Source organism: Enterococcus dongliensis (genome assembly GCF_031927985.1).
In the GTDB taxonomy this organism is placed as follows: Bacteria; Bacillota; Bacilli; order Lactobacillales; family Enterococcaceae; genus Enterococcus_A; species Enterococcus_A dongliensis.
In genome coordinates, this window is record NZ_JARPZC010000016.1 from 1 (window position 1) to 25518 (window position 25518).

The window sequence follows — 25518 nt, forward strand, 5'->3', positions numbered from 1 at the left end:
CGTAAACTTAATTCTACAGAAGGGACTTCCTTTTTTGTATGGATTTTATTCATTTACACAAAATATTTTACACTCTCCAAAAAACATCTTTACATATTATTAGGTGTTTCTAATGAAACAACAATTATTTTAAATATCATTTTAATGTTATATAAAAAAAGCGCCCCTCTTCTACTGAAGAGGAGCGACTAAATTTTTGTTTATTTCACATTTAAAATCCACATAAAACCGATAAAGACAAAGAATAATCCGTACATAATCGGCGAAACTTCTTTCCCTCGTTTAGCAGCGATCATTGTGATTGGATAAAAAATGAAACCTAAGGCAATTCCATCAGAAATACTATAAGTCAATGGCATACCAATCAAAATCAAAAATGAAGGAATAGCAATTTCTAATTGCTCCCACTTAATTTGACGCAATGATTGTGCCATCAATACACCTACTACGATCAACGCTGGTGCAGTGACTTGTGAGGTAACTACGGATAACAATGGAGAGAAAAATAATCCAAAGATAAAGAACATACCTGTTGTGATTGCTGTTAAACCAGAACGTCCACCAACGGCGATCCCAGCAGAAGATTCCACATAGGCACCTACAGGCGAAGTCCCAAACAATGAACCTGCCAACATCGCTGTAGAATCAGACGCTAACGCTTTTCCAACTCGCGGCATTTTGTTGTCTTTCATGAAACCTGCTTGATTGGCTAATCCCACTAACGTTCCAGCCGTATCAAAAAAGGTCACTAATAAAAACGTTAATACAACGACCCATAATTGCAATGTATTGATATCTTTCACATGTTTTAAAGCAACTAAAAAGGTTGGTTTCAAACTAGGTGCTGCAGAAATAATTTGTGTCGGTGCTTGGATTAACCCTGTCACTAAACCTAATAAGGTCGTCACAACCATACCGATAAAGATCCCGCCAGGAACTCGGCGTACTAATAAAATCGCCGTCACAATCAAACCGAAAACCGTTAACCAAGTCGTCCCAACACTCATAGAACCTAAACCAACCAAAGTTGATTTATTGGCTACGATGATTCCACCTTCGCTCAAACCTAAAAAGGCGATGAACAATCCAATACCACCAGAGATCGCATATTTTAAATCAGCAGGAATAGCATCGATGATCATTTCTCGTAATTTAAAAATAGTAATCACAATAAAAATCAATGAAGCAACAAATACACCTGCTAAAGCTGTTTCCCAGCGAATCCCCATTCCTATACAAACAGAATAAGCAAAAAAGGCATTGATTCCTAAAGCCGGTGCTGTAGCAATTGGATAACGTGCCAGTACGCCCATCAAAATACAACCTAAGGCACTAGCCAAAGCCGTGGCAGTAAAAACGGCACCTTCGTCCATTCCTGAAGCGCCTAATACGCTAGGATTTACAAAAAGGATATAGGCCATCGAAATAAAGGTTGTAAAACCTGCCAAAATTTCCCTTCTTACAGTCGTGTTTAATTTATCCAGTTCAAAATAGGAATTTATTTTCCCTCTCATGATACTCCTCCTATAATCTAAAATGTTCGTGAAATAATAGCATTTTTTCCAAACAACGAGGATAATCATATAATAAACATGATAATAAGTAAACAACAAACTACAAATTCACGAAAACACGAACATTAATCAAAATAATATTGAAACCCTTTCCGTTTCCCTAGATGCCGCCTCATTCGTGCAAACAACATCTTGTCTGAGTCACTACGATGACATTCAACATTAAAAAATTCAAATTGAAGCAACATCAGATGAGCTTTCTTTAAAATTTTTATACTCTTCTATTATTTTAATACCCGAGCTAGTTCCTAAACGTTCTGCCCCGGCTTTAATCATCTGTAATGCTGTCTCCACATCACGAATACCGCCAGCAGCTTTTACTTTTACTGCATCTCCGACGATTTTTTTCATTAATGCAATATCTTCAACTGTCGCACCACCTGTTCCAAATCCTGTGGATGTTTTGACAAAATCTGGTTTTACTTCCTTTGCGATCTTACAAACAGCAATTTTTTCTTCATCTGTTAAATAGCAATTTTCTAAGATGACTTTACTGATAATGTCGTTTTCACGGGAAAGCGTTACGATTGCTTCCATTTCTTCACGAAGGTATTCAATATCTCCTTCTTTTAATTTTCCGATATTGATGACATAATCGATTTCGTCCGCACCATTTTGAATTGCCTCTTCTATTTCAGATATTTTTGTTTTAATGGTCGTCTGCCCCAATGGAAATCCAATCGCTGCTCCTACATGAACCTTACTCTCTTTCAAAAATTTTCGACACATGGCTACTGGATAGGAATTGATTGCTACCATCTTGAAGCCATACTCATCAGCTTCTTTACAAAGTCGTTCGAACTCAACTTTTGTTGCGTCAGCCTTCAGTAGCGTATGATCTATCATATTCGCTAATTCATTTACTCCAATCATGTCATCACTCCTTTTTTGATATTTTTATAGTACCATGTACTTTTGATTTATTCATAAAGACGAGCAAAAACGCCCATTTATTTAATAAAATGGACGTTTTCTCGATTTATCGACGCAGTGCTTCTGGCCATGCCATCGTTCCGCCTGAAACATTGATAACATTGTAGCCTTGACTGCTTAAAAAAGCAGACGCATTTTCTGAACGAGCACCAGACTGACAGACTAGATAAAGCTCTTTTTCTGAGTCAAGTTCGCTCATCGTTTCGCCTAAATTACTTAACGGAAAATTTTTTGCATGAGGGATATGCCCCATTTGGTATTCATAGTCTTCACGAACATCAATGATTTCTAGTGTTTTTTGTTTCGTTAACTGATAGAAATCGGCCATAGTGATCGTGCTATTCATAGATCAATTCCTCCGGTCTGACTGTTTTGTATAAAGCAAACGCGCCATCTAGATTTTTCACGTTAAACCCGTGTTGTTTTAACAGACGTTCAGCTATATAACTTCTCAAACCGCTATGACAGCTGACAAGATAATCTTGTGTCGAATCCAATTCAGAGATTCTTTCACGTAATTGATTAAGGGGAATATTGATTGCATCAGGAAAACGACCATTGGCTAATTCTTTCGGATTCCGAACATCCAATAATTGCCTTTTTTGTTGCTCTTCTTTTAATTGATACCATTGGATTGATTCGCTAATCCCTTCTGCCAGATTAATTGCAGCATAGCCTAACATATTAACCGGATCTTTCGCTGAACCAAAAGGAGGGGCATAAGTAAATTCTAATTCAGGCAAATCAAAGATTGTTAAACCACCTTTGATTGCTGTTGCCAAAATATCAATCCGTTTATCCACACCGTTTGCCCCTACACCTTGCGCACCAAAAATCGTTCCTTTTTTCGGATCAAATATTAGTTTCAATGTTAATTCACTTGCGCCAGGATAATAACTTGCATGATCTTTTCCAGAAACATGGACTACTTGATAATCCAATCCTAATTGTTTGACTGTTCGTTCACTTAGACCGGTTGCTGCCGCAGCTAAATCAAACACACGGACGATTGCTGTACCGATACTGCCGCGATTTGTCCGTGGTAATCCAGCGATGACATCTGCGACTTGTCGGCCTTGACGATTAGCAGGTGAAGCCAACGAGATCAAGGCATCTTCTCCACTGATTGATTGTTTGACAACAATCGCATCGCCAACTGCAAAAATATCCGATTGACTGGTTTGATATTTTTCATCTACCAGAATTCCTCCACCCAGTCCTGTTGCTAATCCAGCTTGTTCAGCAAGTGTATTTTCTGGACGAACACCAACTGAAAGGATTGTTAAATCAGAGATGACTTCTTCTCCGTTTGTCAGTTTAATTTTCTTTCCCTCTTCGCGGAAACTTTGAGCCGACTCTCCTGTGATTACTCGAATGTCTTTTTTAATTAGTTCATTTTGGACAAAGGCTGCCATCTCTTCATCTAGTGGTGGCAATACATGCGGTGCTTTTTCAATCACTGTTACTTCCAAGCCTCGAGTCTTCAAATTTTCAGCCATCTCAAGTCCGATAAATCCTGCACCGATCACTGTAGCCTTAACTGGTTTATTTTCTAATGCATGCATGATTTGATCTAAATCAGGAACATTGCGCAAACTAAAAACATTTTTTGCCTTTGTTAAGCCAGTCATTTGGGGAATCAACGGTTTTGCTCCTGGAGATAAAATCAATTTATCGTAGGTTTCTTCAAAAATTCCTTGCTCATTTTTGACAGTGACTGTTTTCTTTTCAGGAGAAATCTTTGTCACTTCATGAAACGGCCGCACATCAAGATTAAAACGTGCGTTTAACGATGCTGGCGTTTGAACTAATAACGCATCACGTTCGGCAATTTCACCAGAAACGTAATAAGGCAAGCCGCAATTAGCAAATGAAACGAACGGTCCTTTCTCCAATACAACAATCTCTGCGTCCTCCATCAAACGACGCAATCGTGTTGCCGCTGACATACCTCCTGCGACACCGCCTACAATAACGATTTTCATTTTATTTTCCTCCTTTGACTGGACCGTGCCACTGATTCATTCCATCTCGTACATTCACGACTTCGTACCCTTTCCCTTTTAAAATTTTAGCTGCCTTTTTGCTGCGTACGCCTCCTTGACAGATAATATAAAGTTCTTCTTTTTTCCCTTGGTAACGTTTGATTTTTTCAAATGGATAACTTATCGCTTTAGCAATATGCCCATCACGGTATTCGTCCGGTGTTCGAACATCCAATAAAGTAATTGGTTCCGCAAGTTTTTCGGCTAATTCTTCTGTTGAGATGGATGGAACTTTTTGAAATAGATTTATCATAAGTGACACTCCTTTAACTTTTTTAAATACCTATCAGGGTATTTTTACCATGAAAAATCATCCTTTGTCAATTCTTCTGTTCCGCCTAAAGAATTAAGAAAAGCGATTCCCTTGACTAAACATACCCTCGCTGGGTATATTCTTTTTAAATAGATTCCACAAAGGAAGTGACCATCGATGGCCATTGAAGAAAAAAAAATCCTCAATCGTTTAAAACGAACAGAGGGGCAAATTCGCGGCATCCAAAAAATGATTGACGAAGAAAAAGAATGTATTGATATCATCACCCAATTAAGTGCGGTTCGCTCTAGTATCGATCGCGTAATGGGGATGATTGTCGCTGAGAATTTAAAAAACTGTTTTGAACATCCTGAAGAAAATCCAGTAGAACAAGCCCAAAAATTAGAACAAGCGATCAATATGATTATTAAAAAGTGAGGGGTAATTATGAAAGTTGTTTTCCATATTGATGAATTAGAGAAATGGGCGGAAACGGCGAATAATGTTAAAAATCTATTGCAAGAGCCTGATGAGGTGACCATTATCGTCTTAGTGAATGGAAAAGCAATCACTGGCTATCTCGATGCCGACAATCAAGCATTTATCGCCACTGAACAAGTACATTTTCATGCTTGCAACAATGCATTGCGAGCAAATAAAATCGAGCAGACGCAGTTACCGCAAAATGTCCGTGTCGTTTCCTCAGGAGTCATGGATCTAATCAAACTGCAAACAAATGGCTACACCTATATCAAACCATAAGTCTACCTATAGATTCGTCATTGATTTATAATACAAGTACTTCGATCAAGTTAGGAGCACACACATGAAATACGAATGGCGAAAAGCAGAAAAACAGATTTATTTACCAAAGAAAATGTCACTTCAGACAATCCCTAATTATAAGTTTATTTGTTTATCTGGTCAGGGAAATCCAAATAATGAACTTTTTGGTGAGCAAGTCAGTGCTCTTTATACCTTGTCTTATGCATTAAGAATGAAACTGAAAAAAGGAGAATTAGGAGAACCCTTTGAATATACAGTCTATCCTTTAGAAGGTGTCTGGACTTCAGAAAAAGCTCCTGGTGATGGGCCGATCGATAAAAATGAGTTGATCTACCAAATAATGATCCGTCAGCCTGATTGTCTCACAAAAGAAGATTTCTTAGCCATCGTCGAACCGGCTTTCCAGAAAAAACAAAATCCCTCAATCAAAGCAGCAGATTTTATTGAATATGAAGAAGGACGTGTCTTACAAACCATTCACCTCGGTCCTTACGATAATGAGTCTGAAACTTTTGCTAAGATGCACGAATTTATGGCTGACAAACAGTTAGAACGAAGAAATACGATGGTAAATTACATCCATCGAGAGATCTATCTTTCTGATCCACGAAAAATTGATCCAGCTAAACAAAAAACTGTTTTGCGTTATAAGCTCAAATAAGCTGAATCATATCATAAAAATAGCCCCACGATACTATTGTATTGCGTTCTGAGCGAGACTCGGCGCAAGGCTGTGATAAACAGTCGTTTTACATCAGATATCGTTGGGGTATTTTTTAGTCTTAATTTTTATCCAGATTCTTTTTTCTGTTTCCGCTGGATGGCCTTTTTTATTCCGACTCGATAAACTTTAGGGATTGCTAAGAAAAAATTTTGTGTAAATTGGTAATGTTGATATTTTTCAATAATAAAAATCGCTAATTCTTCGTTTCCATATTTTGTTTGATGGTACCGTCTAAAACTGCGGATTTTTCGAATCGCTTGTGTTCCATTTTTCAAGCTTAACAAAAATGACAACAATTCATCAAAATAGCGGATTTTCGCTTCTTCAGCAGTTTCAGCTCCATAATGTTCCAACTGAATAAAATCAGTCAGTTTATGCTTCCAGAACTGTCGTTCCAAATAGATGGGCGCTTGAATATCTTGTTGGAAATCTGCTAGATATGCTTCAAAAATATTTTTATCCGCCAAGAAATTTTTTTCCTGCCGTTCAAAAACTTCCCGATCGATTTGATTGATCTCGGAAACAATGCTTAAATAATCGCCGATAAACAGTGGCATCTGAGCATGGCGAAATTGAACGACTCGTTTGGCCAATGTATGATTTAAAGCAAGCGGCCGGCGCAACGTGTTATTACGATAATAGGCAAATACATACCGGTGCCACAGATCTTCGGGAAAAGATAATTCTTTTTCCGTCAGCCACAGCAATTCATCTAAGGCTAAATCCACATGAGCGACACCTTTTTTGATTTCTTCTGCCACTTGTTGCGAGATACCTAGATGATCTTTAAAATGTTGGATGCCTAAACGAATTTCTTGACGTTGACTTTTACTTTTGATTACAAATTGATACTTTAATGGTCGACCACAGGCGCATTTCAATTGACTGTGGACACCTCGTTCGTATTCATCATCAATATTCAAAGCCACAAATTCCCAATCAGAAGTTTGTAAATAGTGCTGTTGTAAAAACAACGAACGGATTTCATATTTCCTTTGTTGATTGACAAATGCTTGTTGTGCATCCGTTAGTTTCTCAAAAATCATTCTACGTTCTGTCCCCGAATAGGTCACATGACACTCTGTTGGATAATCATCTAAGCCGTAACTTCGCGGATACCAATGTTCATAAACCTCTAAATAATTATCCATGGATCTGCTCATTCATTCCTTATTTATCTGGATCGATTTTTTCTTCAATTTCTTTGATTAGTTTTTTTGCTTCTTCTTTTAAAGAAGGATGTTCTTCTTCATGTTCTACTGCATTCGAACCAGAGCGAGCGACTTCTTTGGCTTCGCCAGAATTACTGCCTGCTAATGCTTCTGATTTATTCTTCGTTTCACTGGAATTTGTTCCAGCTAACGCAACATCTTCTTCGGTCTTTGGTGCCATTGAACCACGCAATCGGCGATCTTTCTCATTACTCTCTGTTGTCATTTTTCTCACTCCTAATCAGATTCATGCATATTTGATTTTTCGTCACATACTTAATACTAATAACATGTTACAAAAATCAGTGTTGTTTGTATTTTACCTAATCCTTAGTCAAAAAGCCAAAAGGTACTCTTAGAAAAAGACTTCACCTTAGCATAAATGAACTAACTATTTTTGTTTTTCCACTGATAGCCAAATAATCACTGTTCCAGCAATCGAGATTACCGTTCCAATCGACAATAGTGCCGAGACCGACAAAAAACTCAACATCTGTCCACCAACAAATGAACCGACGATTCCTCCGAAGGTATTCGCTGTTGCCATCAAGGTCTGTCCTTTAACTAAATCTTTTTGCGGAATAATTCGATTTGTATAATAAACCGAAGCCATCGTGTGCATCGCAAATCCGACCATTTGCAAACTCTGTGCGAGATTAATCAGAAAAATATTTGTAGCAAACAGAATCAATACTGCCTTGACCGAAAAAAAGAACGCGGCAAGCTTCAGCAATGAATGAATCTTAAAGCGTTTCAATAACCAAGAAAAGAAAAACATGGTGGGCAATTCACACAATGCTGCAATTGACAAAGAAGCGCCTACATTGGCTTCAGTCCCGCCTAATGGTTGCATAATCTGGAACATATAACTATTAATAATCGTATGGAAAACAAATAGCAACGAAACACCCACTAATAAAAACATAAAACGTTTATATTTTTTAGAAAATGCCCATAAACCAATCGGTTCTTCCAGCTCAGCAACATGAAGCGACTCTGCTGATTCTACTGCAGAATACTGGCCTCCTTGTCCGCGAGTATCGATTGTCAACGCGATTCCTGTGAAAAATAAAAAAATACCAATCAATAAATACAAAATAATCGTTGACGAAAAACGTTCAATCAAAACACCTGTTACAGCGGCGGCTCCTGCAAAAGCCAAGGAACCAAGACCACGTGCAACACCAAAATTCAATCCATATCCCCGACTGATAAAAAAAGTCCCGATTGCAATCGTCATCGGCTGTAGTAAAACTAAGCAAGCATACAACAAAATATACATCAGTGCGACAATCAAAAAAACTTTAGGTACGACCAATAGAATACCTGAAAATAGGACCAATAAAAATGACATCCCGGCTGCCAACTGAGATAAATGAAACCGAGTCATTCGATCTGCAAATGCTGCTAAAAACGGTTGGAAGAGCGCCGCAAATAGATTTGCCAGTGACAACACTAGCCCAATTTGTCCATTTGTAAAATCTCGCGACAATAAAAAAACGGATGTGAATGTTCCCAATACTGAATACCCCATCCAGTAAGGAACTTGCATACTAATATATTGCACATTCAATTTAAGTTGACTTGTCTTTTCCATATAACCTCCTAAAACTAGTTTTGTTTTATTATACCTGATAGTAAAGACGAAAGCTGGCTCAGTTTGCATGTAGACTTATGTAATAATTTTATCCTAGTGATGCGTTGAATGTTACTCACCCGATTCTCTTACTAAGATTTATCTGGATGATTCTGGCATAAAAAAGGTGCGACGACTTGTCGCACCTCAGCTGGATTAGTCTGTTACCCAAAGTTTTTTATCATCTTTGTATGGCCATTTCTTTGCACCATTTTCAACGATGAATAGTCGTGATTTATCCACCCCTTCATCGATCAATAATGAAATCGTTCGTTTAGCACCACTACCACCACCAGGGCAGACCACATAGATTAGATTTTCACCTTCTTTGAACTGATCAGCATTATCGACAACTAATTTTTCCAATTCTTCCGTATCTACCGGATAGGCTGGTACGCTGATTGAATGTGGTAAATGTCCTTTTTTATAATCTGCTTTTGGTTGAATATCAATAATTTGATAATCAGCTGGATCGTCTTGTTCAAGAACCGTTTTCATTTTTTTAGGTGCAATCATTTGCCAATCAATATCGGCTTCTGCCCGATCCTCTTTACCGCCATTTTTTTGACAACCAGCCAAAACTACTGCAAATAATGCTAAAACAATCACTAATAAGCCACTAATTCTTTTTTTCATTCTCTAAAATCCTTCTTTCGTTTAATTTTGGTTGGAACACTCGCTAGATTTTTGTTCTCGCTTTTTCTGCCCAAGCCGCACAAAAAAATAGGCAGCTTTTGTATGTGCCCTTAGAAAGTATTGGATTTACTTTTCTTCATCAACTGTGTACATTGTGGGAAAGAAGACCGCTCGAACTCGCTTAGAGACTCTAAGCAAACTGTTATTTCATAGTCATAGTCGTTTGAACACTTCTTTCACCCCATTCTACCTTGTAAAGGTTTTCTCAAAGTAAAGTATATAGAAGGAATCAGACTTTTTCAATAACAACTGACACTTCTCTTGATTGTTCAAAATTCCCTGCGTTTTATTAAACAAAAACAGAACAGATAAAAAAGAGCCGTCAGATTTCTATCTTACGGCTGCTTAATCACAAAAAAATTTTTAGTTTTTTAACCAAATATAGTTGACCTGAAGTCTTACTGATCAGACCTCGATTCTGCCTTTTAACCCGTCACTATAAGCCAATTGTTGATCAGTAGTGATGAGTAAGCCGTCGATGCCTTCAACTCGGTTCAGTTCTGTTAAAACTTCCTGAGGTTTTTTACCAAATAAACGCGTCGTCCAAATCTCGCCGTCCAAAGATTTTTTTGAAACAATCGTTAAACTGGCTAAGTCCGTCTGAATGGGGTAGCCGGTCTGACTATCAAAGATATGATGATAACTTTTTCCTTGCCATTCAAATTTGCGTTCATAGATTCCTGAAGTCACCACTGATTCACTATCTACATTGACCACAGCAACATAATTTCCTCGCGGCAAGAAGGGATTTTGAATCCCAATACGCCAACGTCCATCTTTTCGTTGCGGTGCAGATCCATAAGTCAAAACATTGCCCCCAAGATCAATGAATGCTGCTTTAACTCCGGCGGTTTTGAAATCAGCGATGATTTTATCGGCAAAATAGCCTTTCGCTAATGCCCCCAGATCTAGCAACATCCCTGGCCGTGTTAAAAAAACTGTGTGTTTTTCCTCATTTAATTGGATATTCCGTGGATCGATCACAGTTAGTTTCTCTTGGATTTTTTCAAAAGATGGATATTTTGCGTCACTAAAACCGACCCGCCATTCTTGAATCAGCGGTCCAATAGCAATATTCAACGAACTGTCAGGAATCAAGCTCTGTTTTTTACCGATCTTGATCAACTCAAAAAGTTCTTTATCTACAATAACTGGAGCAATCCCTGCTTGATGATTGACTGACATCAACTCGGAGTCCTCCGCATTGGCACTGAATCGATGCTCAAACTCCTCCAGACGTCTTTCAGCGTTGTCTAGTACTTCTATTTTTGGACGATCGATCCAAAGTTTGATGACTGTTCCCATTAATTGCAGTGTTCTTTCGCTCATTTCTATGTTCCTTTCTTGACCTCTTACTTAGCTTAATAGATTCGTAAATAGAACAAAAGACTAATCGCTGAATTTATTTTGAATCTGATCATGTAATCGCTTATACTTCTAGGTATGGAAGTACTAAATACTAAGGAGGATCCTATGCTACTTTTATCTCGTGATAATATCAACCAAGTTTTTACTATGAAAGATGCAATCGAGGCAGACAAAGTGGCCTTTCGTTTATTCAGTGAAAACAAAACAGAAGTACCATTACGCACACAAATCGTTTCAGAAAAACAGAATGGGACATTTTTATTCATGCCTTCTTATGCACCGGACCTAGATGCAGCAGCTTTAAAGATTATCAATATTTTTCCTGACAATATTGATAAAGGGCTGGCTTCTGCTCCCGCACAAGTATTATTAGTAGACGGCAAGACTGGCTACGTCAATGCCTTATTAGATGGTGTAACAGTCACACAATTACGAACCGGAGCTGCTTCTGGAGTCGCTTTTGATCTTCTAGGCCGGAGAGAGGCAAAAAAAGGAGCTTTAATCGGAACAGGCGGACAAGCTGCCACTCAATTAGAAGCAATGATCTGTGCACGTGAGTTAGAATCCGTCTATGTCTTTGATCAAAATTTGGAACGTACTAAAGCATTTGCCGCTCAAATGACTGAAAAGTTAAAAGACTATCATACCAAGATCTTACCAGCAAGCACTTCTGATGAAGCAATCTCTGATGCTGATTTGATCATCACTGTCACGCCTGCTACAAAACCAGTTTTTGATGGAAAAAAAGTAAAAGCTGGTGCAACTATCAGTTGTGTTGGATCTTATCAACCTCAGATGCAAGAAATGGACCCAGTTATTTTAGAACGAGCAAGCAAGATTTATTTTGATTCAGAAGAAGCTGTACTTTCTGAATCAGGTGACATTTTAATTCCATTAAACGATGGAACTATCACTAAAGATGATTTTACCGGAGATATCGGTGACCTATTATTAGAAAAAATCAGCGGGCGAGAAAACGAGGAAGAAATCATTGTTTTTAAAACTGTGGGAATCGGTGCCCAAGATTTAGTTACTGCTCAAAAAATTTATGAACGCGCTCTTGAAGAAAAAATCGGGACAGAATGGTCTTAATCTGTACACTGATTCTAAAAATAGTTAGGAGGAAGTCATCATGCCACATTTATCAGTCAAATTATACCCTGGTCGATCAAAAGAAGTAAAACAAGATTTTGCGAACAAATTACAAGATTTTGTAGTAAAAGAATTGGGTTGTGAGCCAAATGTCGTTTCAGTTTCTTTCAAAGAAATCGAACCAGATCAATGGAAAAAAGTCATCGGTGATGAGACCACTGGAGAAGATTACTATATCGAATCGGACTTTTAATCGCGAGTCTTTTTACTTTATTTAATGATAAACCCTGAAAAACCATCAAATTTATTGATGGTTTCTTGTTCCCATGGATAGTACAAAAAAGACGAGTTGCGGCTCGTCTTTTTAGATTGTGATAATTTTGGGTTGCTGATTTACATAAGGCAAGAATTTTTGCAAAATATCTTCGGTCGCTAATTTCAAATAGCCCGTAGTCGTTCCGTCGCTACAACCGTAATTGTCTTGATCACAGATTGCTTGATCGAGTACAAGTTGAACATTGCTGGCTTCTTTTAACAACAGACTAAAGATCGTTGCAGCACCAATTTTTGTTCCTAGTATCTCACTCATCTGTTCTGGGGCGGCAAAAGAAACTCTGGGAATTTCTAATGCTTGACTAAATGCTTTTGCTTGGAAGAGCTTGTCTCCGCAAGTTACAAATAAGTAAAAGTTTATTTTTTGACGATTACACAAAAATAATGTCTTTACCATATCCATCGTCAAGCGTTCATTAATCTGCTGACAATCTGCCATCGTAATGACTTCATCTGTCTCCACTCGCTGAAAAGTCATTTCTAATGTTTGCAAGACTTGATAAACTTTTTCTTGCAAAGGGGTACTGTAGGTTATTGGAACTGACGTAAACACTTCACTTACAAAGACCATTTTCTTCATCTCTATTCTTCATTATTATTTAACTGTTTCTCTTCCGCTATTTCTTACTAGTTTTTCTATAATCTGAGATAAACCAATAAGTCTATTGCTTAGTTACTAGCAGTAATTTATCATGAAACAAATAATTACAAAAACGAATTTTTATCATGTTTAACATGATAAAAACAGATGAAGGAGAGATTGCTATGGATATGAATATTCAAAAATACATCGCTTTTGTCAAAACGGTTGAACTAGGCAGCTTTACAAAAGCGGCAAAAATTTTGAATTATTCTCAATCAGGAATTAGTCGGATGATCAATGATCTTGAACATGAATGGGGAATCATTTTATTAGAACGTAATCGTGCTGGGCTGCGGCTGACTTCCGATGGGATGAATGTCTTGCCCTATGCTAAAGAACTAGCCGAAAAATACCAAGTATTACAAAATCAATTGGCCGCACTTAGTCAGTTGAATACCGGTCTGATTAGGATTGGGACCTTTTCTAGTGTCGCTACTCATTGGCTGCCTGGAGCCATCGAAACCTTTCAAAAAAAGTATCCTAAAATCGATTTTGAATTATTATTAGGTGACTATGAAGAAATTGAACAATGGGTACTGGATGGCCGTATTGATTTTGGCTTCTCACGCCTACCTGCTAGGCATGAGGTCATACAAAAATTTCTGCACGAGGATGAACAGCTGGTTGTTTTGCCACAAGGACATCCCTTTTTAGACAAAGAAAAAATCTTCGTTACTGATTTACAAGACCAGCCATTTATTTTGTTGGAGCGAGAAGGAACTTCTGATATTACAGAATTATTAGCGACTGCTCACGTTCAACCGCAGATTAAATTTCGAACATGGGATGATTACTCGATCTTAGCGATGGTTGAAAAAAATCTAGGAATCAGTGTATTGCCCAAATTAATCTTACAACGGATTGCTTATCAAGTTGAGACCAGACCATTAGTCAAACCGATCTTTCGTAAAATTGGAATTATTTATCGCAATGATTCTTCCCTCTCTTTAGCCAGCCAAAAATTTTTACAAGCCTTTCCTAGTTTTTAAACTTAAACAAGTGAATTTTCTCTTTGATAGTTCAATCAATCACAAAAAATTAAATTTTTTAGTTCTTTCTATTATAATTACTGCTATAATTATAAAAAAAAGATCTACAGGAGGACTTATGGCACAGATTATTTTTTATATTTTAATTGGTCTGATGATCTTTCAAGCGATTATGCTTGTACGCGATGTGCTGACTCATCGCGATGATTTAGGACCTGGAAATTGGTTGATTAGTGGGATTATTGGGTTTATTGCTGATTTTGCGGATACGATCGGCATCGGAAGTTTTGCACTCACTACGATGATGTTGAACATCACCAAGCAAAACAAAGATGATCGAAAACTACCGGGAATTTTAAATGTTGGACATGCGATTCCCGTATTGACTGAAGCTGTGATTTTCGTCACAGTTATCCGAGTTGATACACTAACGTTAGTTTCCATGATTTTAGCAGCGATCGTCGGTTCTTGGTTTGGGTCAAAATTTGTTACAAAACTTTCGGAGACTGCTGTTCAAAAATGGATTGGCTGGGCATTGTTGATTACCGCTGTATTGATGTTGTTACGACAAACTGAAGTCATTGCATTATTAGGAAAAGGCAATACAGCGATGGGATTAACTGGCGGCAAACTGATCATTGGAATTATCGGCAACTTTTTCTTTGGCGCATTGATGACTGTCGGTGTTGGGTTATATGCTCCTTGTATGGCCTTGGTTTATATGTTGGGCATGACTCCGCTTGCGGCTTTTCCGATCATGATGTGTTCATGTGCTGGATTGCAACCTGTTGCCAGCATCAACTTCATTCGCGAAAAAGCTTATTCAAGAAAGATCGCCTTAGCGATCACAATTGGTGGTATTCCTGGGGTCATCATTGCATCGCAATTTTTGATGAACTTAGATATTTCAATGGTCACTTATTTAGTTATCGTTATTATCTTCTACACTGGAATCCAATACATCTTAAAATCACGAAAAACCGTCTTAGCTTAAAAAGAACGCTGTACCAAATTTTTGGTACAGCGTTTTTTATACTATCGATAACTATCATGTATATGCCATACAATTTAAGCTGCGATTTGACTAGAACGTTCTAAAACTTTTTCCAGCTGTTTGTATTGTTGGTCAGTCAAATAGGGCTTATACGTCTCCTTGATTTGATCAATCTGTGGTTGTGTTAGTTGTGTCTGGCTACTTTCAATCACTGCCAGCAATTCATTAAACTCTGCTTCAGAGATCAGTGACTCTTGCGCTTGTCCTGAAGCGATGATCTCCGATAATTTTTCAATTGAAACGGTGTCTGCTTTTTTGGGCAGTTGGATGGTTTTTTTAGAATTTTTTGCTTGATTCGTTAATGTCAATCCAAGAGTAACAGTCGTGCCTTCATCTTCAGCTGTGATTGCTAGCGTTGTTTTTTGTGTATGTTTTTTTAGATTCACAAGTGTTGTTTGTTTGTACTTGGTCAATTGATCACTATTTTTTGCTAGTTCTTTAGCTGTTTGCTGCTCGTCTTGATCACCATGTTCTTTCACATAACTTACGAAACCTTGAATATCTTTTTTAGTAAATGTCCGTTTGATTGTATCGCCTTTCTTCTCAAAAGAATCAGCATCTAATGTCTCGAGGTATTCACTAAACAGTTTGGAGTCAAAATTCCCACTCAGTGCCGTTGTTGGTTGTTTCTTCCTTTGTTCCTCCAGATCATCTTTTGTGATGTGGATGTATTTTCCTTTCAATGCTTCTAGATCTTTGGCTTTGATGGGAACTTGTGCATCAAATTCTTTTGCAATCTCTGTTAGTTTGGTCAAGAACACTGTATCTAGATAAACAGACTGTTTCTTCTGATCCATAAAAAACTCCAGTGGAATCGTTTGTCCTAAAAGTTCAAGATCTGTCGTCATCGTCAACAATTTTTTCTTGCTATCTTTTAAATAATTGCCAGAGATTTTTGTCCCACTGATCATTTTTGCCGCCATCTCCATCGAGGCGCGTTGTGAGGCATTATCAGTAGCTGATTTGATTGCTAGTTGATCAATCACAACAGCATAGTTGCCGGCATTCATTTCACGCTGTTTTTCTAGCTCTGCGGTAAATTCTTTTTGTGTTTGTTTTTTGCACCCACTAAAAAAGACTAGCGCTAATGCTATTACTATAACCATTCGAAACTTTTTCATATTTGATTCTCCTTCACAATGGATCAAAATCTTAGTGTCCATTCCATCCTATCGGTCTTCTTCCCATAATTCAAATATTATTGGCATAAATTAGTCATCGTTGATTCTTCTTTTAAGATTCAGCGAAACTGTCGGCGGATTTTTTGTGCTACACTTCGGAGTTTTCCTCTCAAGCGTTGGTAAGCTAAGAATTGTTGCCGTACACGTTTTATTGCTTTGTAGCGTTTGGGCTGTTTTTGATAAAATTGTTGATGATAATTTTCGGCTGGCCAAAATGTTTCTAATGCTTTAATTTCTGTCAGTATCGGTTTTTTATACTTTCCTGAATCGATCACTGCTTGTTTGGTTTTTTGAGCAAGATTTTCTTGTTGCTCATCGGACACAAAGATTATTGGGCGATATTGATTTCCCCGATCTTGGAATTGGCCAGCTGCATCAGTAGGATCTATAAGTTGCCAATAAAGATCGAGCAGTTCTTGATAACTCACGAGTTTTGTATCGAAAATAATCTCGACTGCCTCAACATGGCCTGTATTTCCGCTGCTTACTTGATCGTAACTAGGATTTTCTATTGTTCCTCCCGTATAGCCAGATAAAACAGAAATGATCCCTGGTCGTGTTTCAAAGGGCTCCACCATACACCAGAAACATCCTCCTGCAAAAACTGCTCGTTGCTGATGAACAGGATCGGTAATCAAATGCGTTCTTTCGGTTGAATGCTTCACCTGATTTCCTGTAAGTTCCTGATAGAAATCTGCCACATCTGGTGTCAAATTATTCCGAAGCGCCAACGGACGTAACTCCGCTTCTAATTTAGTTAGTTGCTCATTCAAATTGCGTTTATTTAATGAATCTTTCGTAGTTTTCAATAAATGACGTTCCCAATCACGAATATGAGGATTCAATAATAGATTATATAATCTCTTTTGCAGCTCTTGTATTTTTTGCATCTGATCCACCTCTTGTCCACTAAAGATTTTCTAAAATTCATCTGCAACTTACCATATTTTTATTGAATAATCGACGAATTAGTTTACTTGAGTGAATCAAAAATAAAAATGGAGAACATCGTCAGCAAACAATGCCCTCCATTTTGTGCTAAAGCTTTATAGTAATTCTTTTCTCAGTGTTGCATCATCAGCTGATGATAAGTATTTAGGTGCGATATCTAGTACAGTGAAGGCACCAAATTGTTTTTCTTTTGCTAAACGAGCACATGCTCGCGCATAAGCAACCAAAACACTCCCAGTAAATTCAGGATTGCTTTCCAATTGCAAGTTGTACTCAATCACTTGTTTAGTATTTTCGTGGGTAGTCCCTGTCCGTAAGACGGTCCCGCCATGAGGCATCGCTTGATGATCGCGCTTTAGTTCCTCCGCTGAGATGAAATGAACTTCTGTATCGTATTCATCAAAGTAGTTAGGCATTGTGACGATTTCCTGTTTAACTGCTTTGGCATCGGCATTTTCTTCTAAAACGACAAAGCACTCACGAAAATGTTTATCCAGCGTTGTCAGATTCATTTTTTCGCCGGCTTTTAATCGCTCGATTACTTCATTTTTAGGAATCGTGTATTGAATCGCATCTGCAACTCCCTTGATTCGACGCAACGCATCTGAGTGGCCTTGACTGACTCCTTTGCCCCAAAAAGTATACGTCTCACCAACTGGCAAGATACTTTGAGCATACAAACGATTTAAACTAAACAATCCTGGATCCCAGCCAGTTGAAATAATCGAGACTGTTTGGTTTTCCTTCGCCGCCTGATCAACAGCAGCAAAATGTTCCGGAATTCTTGCATGAGTATCAAAACTATCGACAGTATTAAAGTTTTTGGTGATTGCTGGTGTTTGAACTGGTAAATCAGTAGCTGATCCACCACATAATATACAAACATCAATATTTCCTTTTTGTTCTTCTAATTTATCTAACGCATAAACGGGTGCTCCATCAGTGTGAACTGTTTTAGGGTCTCTTCTTGAAAAAACGCCTACTAATTCCAAATCTGTATTTTGCTTCAACGCTTGTTCCACACCACGTCCTAAATTTCCATACCCAATAATTGCTACTTTGCTCATTGCTTGTCCTCCTAACAATATTTATTAGAAGTATACTATAAAAACGAAAAAAAGATTAGTAAATACTCATTTAAAACTAAGTAAAAAAAAGTTGCAGCATCAAATGCTGCAACTCTCAGATTAATTTTTTTGTTCTGTCATAATAACTGGACCATCTTTGGTAATAGCAAGTGAATGTTCATACTGTGCACAGAAACTACCATCTAACGTGCGCGCAGTCCAGCCATTCCCATCGATTCCCGCTTCCCACGTTCCTGTCGTGATCATCGGTTCGATCGTAATGGTCATTCCTTCTTTTAAACGCGTACCTTTTCCAGCGGCACCAAAATGCGGAAAGAAAGGTTCTTCATGAATCGTAGGACCGATTCCATGAGCAAGAAAATCTTGTACAACACCATAGCCTTTTTCTTCTGCATATGTTTGAATCGCATGACCAATATCACCAACTCGATTACCTACTTGGGCTTGAGCAATACCTAATCGCAATGCTTCTTTTGTAACATCCATCAATGCTTGATGCGCTGGTGTAATTTCTCCAACCGCATACGTCCAACAACTATCTGAAATCGCACCGTGATAATCCACACAAAAATCAACCTTCAAAACATCGCCTGACTTCAACTGATAATTAGAAGGAAAACCATGACAAATCTCATCGTTCACGCTTGTACAAGTAGCAAATTCATATCCTTCGAATCCAATTTGAGCAGCTGTTGCTCCAGCAGCTTCAATTTTCTCTTGTACAAACCGATCGATCTCTTTAGTCGTTATTCCCGGAACAATGATTTCTCGTAATTGTTCATGTATCCCAGCTAAAATAGCTCCGGATGCTTTCATTTCTTCGATTTCTCTTGCTGATTTTAATGTGACCATTCCATTACTCCTTTGCTGATTCTTCGCCAGTTATAACACGAAATGTTTTCAAAAGAAAGTTTCAGCACTTTTAATGAACCATTTCAACAGTTGATTGGTTCAAAAGTCCTAATTATATAGATCAAACTGAAAAAATCTGGACTCACTATTCATTAAGTCCAGATTTTTTTTAACTATTTTTTTGAAGGTCGTTGTAAAACGCTGCTTTTGTAGCAGAAATATACGGTGCTACCCATAAATAGGCGATTCCAACGGTTAGTACAGTAATGAGATACCACCCGATAAATGTGATATCTAGCCAAAATAATCGACCTTTATGACCAGTCATTAATTGGCGGCTTGCTGTGATTGTATCTAATACTTTGGGTTTTTCACCGGTTAGCTGAATTTGATCATAATAAATGAAATAGCTTTGCGAATACGCGTAACTTTTTACAATTCCTGGAATAATGAGTAATAGTGCCCACAACGTTGTAAAAATATTTGTAAGCAGCGCGATTAATATAATTCCGACAATAAATACTCCTTGAAAGCCGCGAAAAGCATCTTTCAATGGTTCGATTTTTGTTCGTTCACCTCGTAATAGATCTAAATACGTCCAAGAGATCCCACTCATAAACAAAGTGCTGATAATAGAAGAAACCAGTCCAGTTCCTCCACTGCTTGCATTGCTTTGTTGATATTCTGAAACTGAAGCAACCATCCCATCGCCCGATCCGTGAATAAGAAACCCAATTAGTCCAGATAATACGACAAAAAACATCACTGCTACCGTCAATAAGGTGGGAATAAGATTCAACATTACAGCTTGTCCCCATCTTCCTTTCAGCATAGCTTTGGCTTCTACTTTTAATTCAGCGGTTGTTTTCATAGCTAATTAACCCCTTCCTGTTATATGTAGTTTAATATATTACATCTTTTTTCGAAAGTTTTTCAATCAGTTGTTATTCATGAAGAATAATTATTAACATTGATATCCGTTTTGTCTTCTTCAATGCTTTTTAGATTTTTATGCTAAGTGAGTCTTCAAGTTTGCGAACATCACAAGGAGTGATAAAATAGAGAATCATACTAAACTAGTGTACGATTCACTTATTTTAATTTGTATTTTTACATGTTAGAATAACCTGTTCGACTATTTGCGTCTTCAGTAGTCTTAGTAAAAAAGAAGGAGTCTGAGTAATGAGTAATGCACTTGAGATAAAAGATTTAAAAAAAGTATACGCCACGGGAGTCGAGGCTCTAAAAGGAATCGATCTGACTGTTGAGGCAGGGGATTTTTATGCATTATTAGGTCCTAATGGTGCAGGAAAATCAACTACGATTGGAATTATTACCTCATTGGTCAATAAAACTGCTGGGAATGTAAAAGTTTTTGACTATGACTTAGATAAGGACTTAGTGTTGGCTAAACAACAAATCGGTTTAGTCCCGCAAGAATTCAACTTCAATCCTTTTGAAACGGTCCAACAAATCGTCGTCAATCAAGCCGGTTATTATGGTGTGCCGCGGAAAGAAGCCTTGATTCGCAGTGAAAAATATTTGAAACAATCCGATTTATGGGAGAAGCGGAACACACGAGCTCGCATGCTTTCTGGTGGGATGAAACGTCGTTTAATGATTGCACGAGCATTGATGCATGAACCTCGGCTACTCATCTTGGATGAACCTACCGCTGGGGTAGATATCGAATTGCGCCGAGAAATGTGGGCGTTTCTTAAAGCACTCAATGAAAGTGGAACAACGATCATTTTGACAACTCACTATTTGGAAGAAGCGGAAATGCTTTGTCGCAATATCGGGATTATCCAATCTGGTGAATTGATTGAAAACACAAGTATGAAATCATTATTGGCCAAACTACAGTTTGAAACATTTATCTTTGATCTAGCACCTTACGATAAAAAACCAGAAATCACTGGTTTTAACTATACATTCGAAGACGACCAAACACTCGAAGTAGAAGTCGTTCGTGATCAAGGAATCAATGAATTATTCAACCAATTATCAAATCAAGGAATTAAGGTACTCTCCATGCGGAATAAATCCAACCGCTTAGAAGAACTTTTCTTGAAAATCACGGAGGAAAACCATGTCTAATTTATATCTCACTGCTCTAAAGAGTCTCGCAGTCAAAGAAACCAATCGCTATTTACGGATCTGGGTGCAGACGTTAGTCCCCCCAGTTATTACTACTTCTTTATACTTTATCATTTTTGGAAATTTCATTGGCGGACGGATCGGCGATATGTCAGGATTTTCTTATATGGAATTTATCGTTCCAGGATTAATCATGATGTCTGTAATCACCAGCTCCTATGCTAACGTCTCTTCTTCATTCTTTTCACAAAAATTTCAAAAGAACATTGAAGAGCTTTTAATCGCTCCTGTCCCAACACATATCATTATTTGGGGATTTGTAATCGGCGGTGTCGGACGAAGCGTTTTAGTCGGTGCATTAGTCACCATCATCTCTTTATTCTTTGTTCCGTTACATGTCTATTCATGGGCAATCATTATCATTACTTTGCTGATGACGTCTATCTTATTCTCTCTTGCAGGATTATTAAATGGTATTTTCGCTCAATCTTATGATGATGTTTCCATCGTACCTACTTTTGTTTTGCAACCTTTGACTTATCTAGGTGGTGTTTTTTACGCGATTTCTATGTTGCCGCCATTTTGGCAAGCTGTCTCAAAAATCAATCCGATTGTTTATATGATCTCTGGTTTTCGTTATGGCTTCCTAGGTGTCATGGATGTTTCAATCGTTGTATCTATGTCTGTTCTAGTACTATTTATCGTTGTTCTTTATAGTATTTGCTGGCAGTTGATCAATCGCGGGCGTGGATTAAGAAGTTAACAAAAACTGCTTTTGAGTAAATGCTCAAAAGCAGTTTTTTTAATAATAAACTTCGTCTAAGAATAGTCCTTGTGCTGGTGCGGTCTCGCCTGCAGCTTCTCGGATTTTATTTTCTAACACTTCATCAATGATCGTTACCGGCAGTTTACCTGAACCGATTTCTAAAATGGTCCCCACTAAGATTCGGATCATTTTATGCAAGAAGCCGTCACCGATAAACGTAAAGTGCAGCATACTACCTTCACGTTCAATTGAGATTGTCTCAATCGTTCGTGTCGTTGATTTTTTTGTCTTTTTCAATGCGGAAAAGCCGACAAAATCATGTTTTCCAATCAATTTCTCGCAAGCAGCATTCATTTTATCCATATCCAATGTTTGCGGAAAATAAAAACTGCGGTACCGTTCAAATGCGGTCGGGATTGAATCATTCCAAACGTAGTAGCTATATTGTTTACCTTTTACATTGTACCGTGCGTGAAAACGTTCGGGCATTTCTTCAACTTTTTTTACTACGATATCACTTGGTAAATAGCGATTAAAAAATATCAGCATATCATTACAAGTCATTTCAGTATTTGTTTTGAAATTTGCAACTTGACCTCTAGCGTGTGTTCCGGCATCTGTACGTCCCGAACCAATGATTTCAATTTTTTCGCCAGTCATTTGTGTGATTACACTTTCGATCTTTCCTTGAACAGTTTTCTCTGAATCACCTAAACGTTGCCAACCAAGGTAACGTTTTCCATCATATTCAATCGTTAACTTAATATTTCTCATAGGATATCCTCCTCTAAAGTTTCCCCTGAACCACTGTACCACAGAAGTCTGAGATGCTCTAGTAATGTAGACAAAAAAGCTGGAACAACAGCTGTTCCAGCTTCCACTTATTCTTATTATAAATAATTATTTTCCAATCACCATTCTTCTAGTATACACCGCTTGTCCAGAATGCATCACAGCATCGTCAATTGCTGAAACGATGCGAACTTGTCGAGTGACTGGTGGATTCCAACTGGTATCAATCACATCAGAAAGGCTAGCTTCATCTATTTTTTCCAAATATTGTTTAGTAAATTCGATACTGACAGCCAAATAATCACGTACTAATTGTCGATCAGAAACAACTACTTTTGCGGCTTCCTCAGGAGTGTGTCGCCAATCTTCCGTATCATCTGGTAAGTCTAAATGAAATTTTTCCGACCAACCTTTGCTTGTCCATAAAGGTTCTGTTTCCTTCAAACCTGAGATCTGCAAGTCCAACTCCCGCGCCGTATGCCACATTAACCACGTCACCGATTTGATCAACGGTGCTGGCATCTTATTGGCTTCTTCTGTAGTCATTTGTTCAAATGTGTCTTCAAAACGTTCCTGCGCTCGATCCAACATTTCTATTGCGATTTGCATATTCTCCATTTGGAAACCTCCTAAAATAGTCGTTACTTTTACTCTACTACAGTGATTTTTTATGAGCAACTTTCCTAAACTAATCGAGCTATTCTTCGATCAAAATCGCCGGAATTCCAAATCCTGCTAAGATTCGAGCAGAAGTATACGTGTTCAACCCTTTTCTAAAGGTAATATAAACTTTACGATCTTTTGGAATCTCATTAATCCGATCACGTAATTCGTTCATCGGAATATTTTTGCTGGCTTTGATACTTCCTGATTCTGCCTTATCTGATTCACGAATGTCTAAGAAAAAGGCCTCGATCAAATCTTCTGCTGGGATATCTACAGCTTTGATTGTTTCCACTACATTGGTCATTTGATTGATTGCTACATATCCGGCAATATTTAACGGGTCTCGCGTTGTTGAATACGGCGGTGAATATGGTAATTCTAAATCAGGCAGATCAAATACTGTTAAATTCCCAGTGATCGCAACGGATAGCTCACCGATTCGTTTATCGACACCGTGTTCTCCGACTGCTTGTCCGCCTAAAATTTTTCCACTCGTTGCATCAAAAATGATTTTTAAGTTTAAGCGTGAAGCCTCAGGATAAAAGTAAGCATGATCAAAAGGTGTTACAAAAATCGATTTATAATTTGTGATTCCTGCCGCCTTTAACGCATGTTCAGTCATTCCAGCATAACTAGCAGTATATTCAAAAATCTTAGCTACGCCCGCTCCGATGTAGCCCCGGTAACGCATTGGCGTCCCGTTAACGATGTCTGCCAGCATGTGTCCTTGTCGATTGGCCGCACTGGATAACATGCTTGACGTCGCTAACCCCGTTACTACACTGGTCGTTTTGATAATATCTCCGATGGCATAAATGTCTGGTACATTTGTTTCTAATTGATCATTGACGATGATTTGCCCATCCTCACTCAATGCAATTCCTGCTGTTTTTGTCATTTCATTGTTTGGAGCTACTCCTGTCGCAAATAAAATCAATTCTGGATTGAGAATCGTTCCATCAGACAACACAACTTCGTTTCCATTCTGTCTGATTTCTTCTACCCGAGTGTTCAAATAAATCTGTAGCCCTTTTTCGATTAATTTGTCATAAATCAGATCTGCGATTTCTATATCATAAGGAAACGCTACTTGCGAAAGCTGATCGACCAAGATAACATCTAATCCACGATGCTTGAAATTTTCAGCTAATTCTAAACCCATCACCCCTGCGCCTAAAACTAACACACTCTTAGGATTATATTGATCGATGTATGTTTTGATTTCGGCAGCATCCGTTACACTTCGTAAGGTGAACCCATTGGCAGCATCACTTGCTCCTTTGATTGGTGGCAAAGTGGGACGCGCACCTGAAGAGATAACTAATTTGTCATAATTCGTTGCAAGCTCTTCACCAGTCTGTAAATCTTTAACGATCAGTTGTTTTTTAGCTGGATCAATAGACTTGACCTCGTGCTTTGTAAAAACATCGATATTATTTTTTACTTTTAATATTTCTGGTGTCCGTTCGATCAACGAATCTAATTCTTCAATCACGCCGCCTAAATAATACGGCAAGGCACAGCTAGCGTAAGAGATGTTTTCTCCTCGTTCATAGATCACGATTTCGTGTTCTTCATTTAATCGACGCAAGCGTGTAGCAAACGAAGGCCCTCCTGCTACTCCACCAATAACAACAAACTTCATACTACCCTCTCCTTTTTGACTTACATAGTCGCTCAATTATCCCTATCTTTATACGTATCAAATCATTCGTTTTAACGAGTTAAAAAAAACGATTTATTCTTTCTTGATAGTACTCTTTTTTTCAAAGACCAGCAAAGAAT

29 protein-coding genes are annotated in these 25518 nt (G+C 38.0%); 10 read left to right on the forward strand and 19 right to left on the reverse strand.

Translation table 11 applies throughout. The features are described 5' to 3' along the window. The coding region (locus P7D84_RS10945; protein ID WP_311806429.1) for a hypothetical protein at positions 1–192 on the forward strand (192 nt) is incomplete at its 5' end. An 8-nt stretch (positions 193–200) separates the two neighbouring features. Here the strand turns inward: P7D84_RS10945 and P7D84_RS10950 are convergent. The 5 genes from P7D84_RS10950 to P7D84_RS10970 form a co-directional block, all read right to left on the reverse strand. Then, positions 201–1514, reverse strand: a complete 1314-nt coding sequence (locus tag P7D84_RS10950) for an NCS2 family permease (RefSeq protein WP_311806430.1) — start codon at positions 1512–1514, stop codon at positions 201–203. A gap of 231 nt (positions 1515–1745) precedes the next feature. After that, the gene (deoC, locus tag P7D84_RS10955; RefSeq protein WP_311806431.1) at positions 1746–2447 is read right to left on the reverse strand and encodes a deoxyribose-phosphate aldolase; all 702 of its coding nucleotides are present in this window, start codon (positions 2445–2447) and stop codon (positions 1746–1748) included. 106 nt (positions 2448–2553) lie between these two features. Continuing rightward, entirely contained in the window at positions 2554–2853 is a 300-nt protein-coding gene (locus P7D84_RS10960) for a rhodanese-like domain-containing protein (protein WP_311806432.1), read from the reverse strand. After that, positions 2846–4492: an FAD-dependent oxidoreductase gene (locus P7D84_RS10965; protein ID WP_311806433.1), complete on the reverse strand. Its 1647-nt coding sequence runs from the start codon at positions 4490–4492 to the stop codon at positions 2846–2848. The genes P7D84_RS10960 and P7D84_RS10965 overlap by 8 nt, the downstream gene beginning before the upstream one ends. Before the next feature lies 1 nt (position 4493). Continuing rightward, positions 4494–4805, reverse strand: a complete 312-nt coding sequence (locus P7D84_RS10970; protein WP_311806434.1) for a rhodanese-like domain-containing protein — start codon at positions 4803–4805, stop codon at positions 4494–4496. A 177-nt stretch (positions 4806–4982) separates the two neighbouring features. Here P7D84_RS10970 and P7D84_RS10975 point away from each other — a divergent pair, with 177 nt between their 5' ends. From P7D84_RS10975 to P7D84_RS10985, 3 genes are all read left to right on the forward strand, one after another. Next, on the forward strand, positions 4983–5243 hold the full coding sequence (locus tag P7D84_RS10975) for a metal-sensitive transcriptional regulator (RefSeq protein ID WP_311800678.1): 261 nt from the start codon (positions 4983–4985) through the stop codon (positions 5241–5243). 9 nt (positions 5244–5252) lie between these two features. Then, complete coding sequence (locus P7D84_RS10980; RefSeq protein WP_311806435.1) at positions 5253–5567, forward strand: DsrE family protein; 315 nt, start codon at positions 5253–5255, stop codon at positions 5565–5567. A 64-nt stretch (positions 5568–5631) separates the two neighbouring features. Further along, on the forward strand, positions 5632–6252 hold the full coding sequence (locus tag P7D84_RS10985) for a GyrI-like domain-containing protein (RefSeq protein WP_311806436.1): 621 nt from the start codon (positions 5632–5634) through the stop codon (positions 6250–6252). Positions 6253–6380: 128 nt separating this feature from the next. On the opposite strand, the gene P7D84_RS10990 is transcribed toward P7D84_RS10985, so the two are convergent. The 5 genes from P7D84_RS10990 to P7D84_RS11010 form a co-directional block, all read right to left on the reverse strand. Beyond that, positions 6381–7466, reverse strand: a complete 1086-nt coding sequence (locus P7D84_RS10990; RefSeq protein WP_311806437.1) for a hypothetical protein — start codon at positions 7464–7466, stop codon at positions 6381–6383. A gap of 19 nt (positions 7467–7485) precedes the next feature. Continuing rightward, on the reverse strand, positions 7486–7752 hold the full coding sequence (locus P7D84_RS10995; protein WP_311800683.1) for an rRNA processing protein: 267 nt from the start codon (positions 7750–7752) through the stop codon (positions 7486–7488). A gap of 165 nt (positions 7753–7917) precedes the next feature. Then, positions 7918–9123, reverse strand: a complete 1206-nt coding sequence (locus P7D84_RS11000; protein WP_311806438.1) for an MFS transporter — start codon at positions 9121–9123, stop codon at positions 7918–7920. Positions 9124–9318: 195 nt separating this feature from the next. Next, a complete protein-coding gene (locus P7D84_RS11005; protein WP_311806439.1) occupies positions 9319–9798 on the reverse strand; it encodes a rhodanese-like domain-containing protein in 480 nt (159 codons plus the stop codon). A 465-nt stretch (positions 9799–10263) separates the two neighbouring features. Then, positions 10264–11187, reverse strand: a complete 924-nt coding sequence (locus P7D84_RS11010; RefSeq protein WP_311806440.1) for an FAD:protein FMN transferase — start codon at positions 11185–11187, stop codon at positions 10264–10266. A gap of 144 nt (positions 11188–11331) precedes the next feature. Here P7D84_RS11010 and P7D84_RS11015 point away from each other — a divergent pair, with 144 nt between their 5' ends. Further along, positions 11332–12318 carry an ornithine cyclodeaminase family protein gene (locus tag P7D84_RS11015; protein ID WP_311806441.1) on the forward strand — a complete coding sequence of 329 codons (987 nt, stop codon included), beginning with the start codon at positions 11332–11334 and terminating at the stop codon, positions 12316–12318. A 40-nt stretch (positions 12319–12358) separates the two neighbouring features. Continuing rightward, positions 12359–12571, forward strand: coding sequence for a tautomerase family protein (locus P7D84_RS11020; protein WP_311800943.1), 213 nt, complete (start codon positions 12359–12361; stop codon positions 12569–12571). A gap of 111 nt (positions 12572–12682) precedes the next feature. Here the strand turns inward: P7D84_RS11020 and P7D84_RS11025 are convergent, their stop codons facing one another. Beyond that, positions 12683–13231, reverse strand: a complete 549-nt coding sequence (locus P7D84_RS11025) for a prolyl-tRNA synthetase associated domain-containing protein (protein WP_311806442.1) — start codon at positions 13229–13231, stop codon at positions 12683–12685. Positions 13232–13416: 185 nt separating this feature from the next. Here P7D84_RS11025 and P7D84_RS11030 point away from each other — a divergent pair, with 185 nt between their 5' ends. Then, positions 13417–14283 (forward strand): LysR family transcriptional regulator, encoded by an 867-nt coding sequence (locus P7D84_RS11030; protein ID WP_311806443.1) that lies wholly within the window; start codon positions 13417–13419, stop codon positions 14281–14283. A gap of 118 nt (positions 14284–14401) precedes the next feature. Then, positions 14402–15277 carry a TSUP family transporter gene (locus tag P7D84_RS11035; RefSeq protein WP_311924966.1) on the forward strand — a complete coding sequence of 292 codons (876 nt, stop codon included), beginning with the start codon at positions 14402–14404 and terminating at the stop codon, positions 15275–15277. A gap of 74 nt (positions 15278–15351) precedes the next feature. Here the strand turns inward: P7D84_RS11035 and P7D84_RS11040 are convergent, their stop codons facing one another. The 5 genes from P7D84_RS11040 to P7D84_RS11060 all read right to left on the reverse strand — a co-directional run bounded on the left by P7D84_RS11040 (position 15352) and on the right by P7D84_RS11060 (position 20280). Further along, entirely contained in the window at positions 15352–16458 is a 1107-nt protein-coding gene (locus P7D84_RS11040) for a hypothetical protein (protein ID WP_311806444.1), read from the reverse strand. Positions 16459–16577: 119 nt separating this feature from the next. Beyond that, positions 16578–17408 carry a peptide-methionine (S)-S-oxide reductase MsrA gene (gene msrA / locus P7D84_RS11045; RefSeq protein ID WP_311806445.1) on the reverse strand — a complete coding sequence of 277 codons (831 nt, stop codon included), beginning with the start codon at positions 17406–17408 and terminating at the stop codon, positions 16578–16580. 156 nt (positions 17409–17564) lie between these two features. Next, positions 17565–18536, reverse strand: a complete 972-nt coding sequence (locus P7D84_RS11050) for a diaminopimelate dehydrogenase (protein WP_311806446.1) — start codon at positions 18534–18536, stop codon at positions 17565–17567. Positions 18537–18656: 120 nt separating this feature from the next. Further along, complete coding sequence (gene map, locus P7D84_RS11055) at positions 18657–19409, reverse strand: type I methionyl aminopeptidase (RefSeq protein WP_311806447.1); 753 nt, start codon at positions 19407–19409, stop codon at positions 18657–18659. Positions 19410–19578: 169 nt separating this feature from the next. Next, positions 19579–20280: a DUF975 family protein gene (locus tag P7D84_RS11060; protein ID WP_311800929.1), complete on the reverse strand. Its 702-nt coding sequence runs from the start codon at positions 20278–20280 to the stop codon at positions 19579–19581. A gap of 311 nt (positions 20281–20591) precedes the next feature. Here P7D84_RS11060 and P7D84_RS11065 point away from each other — a divergent pair, with 311 nt between their 5' ends. Further along, on the forward strand, positions 20592–21509 hold the full coding sequence (locus P7D84_RS11065; protein WP_311806448.1) for an ABC transporter ATP-binding protein: 918 nt from the start codon (positions 20592–20594) through the stop codon (positions 21507–21509). After that, positions 21502–22272 (forward strand): ABC transporter permease, encoded by a 771-nt coding sequence (locus P7D84_RS11070; RefSeq protein ID WP_311800926.1) that lies wholly within the window; start codon positions 21502–21504, stop codon positions 22270–22272. The genes P7D84_RS11065 and P7D84_RS11070 overlap by 8 nt, the downstream gene beginning before the upstream one ends. 39 nt (positions 22273–22311) lie before the next feature. Here P7D84_RS11070 and truA read toward each other — a convergent pair whose 3' ends face one another. The 3 genes from truA to P7D84_RS11085 all read right to left on the reverse strand — a co-directional run bounded on the left by truA (position 22312) and on the right by P7D84_RS11085 (position 25378). Beyond that, positions 22312–23049, reverse strand: a complete 738-nt coding sequence (gene truA, locus P7D84_RS11075) for a tRNA pseudouridine(38-40) synthase TruA (RefSeq protein WP_137604503.1) — start codon at positions 23047–23049, stop codon at positions 22312–22314. Between the two features lie 126 nt (positions 23050–23175). Then, positions 23176–23685: a DinB family protein gene (locus tag P7D84_RS11080; RefSeq protein WP_137604504.1), complete on the reverse strand. Its 510-nt coding sequence runs from the start codon at positions 23683–23685 to the stop codon at positions 23176–23178. A 79-nt stretch (positions 23686–23764) separates the two neighbouring features. Beyond that, positions 23765–25378 (reverse strand): FAD-dependent oxidoreductase, encoded by a 1614-nt coding sequence (locus tag P7D84_RS11085; protein ID WP_311806449.1) that lies wholly within the window; start codon positions 25376–25378, stop codon positions 23765–23767. Positions 25379–25518: the final 140 nt, after the last annotated feature.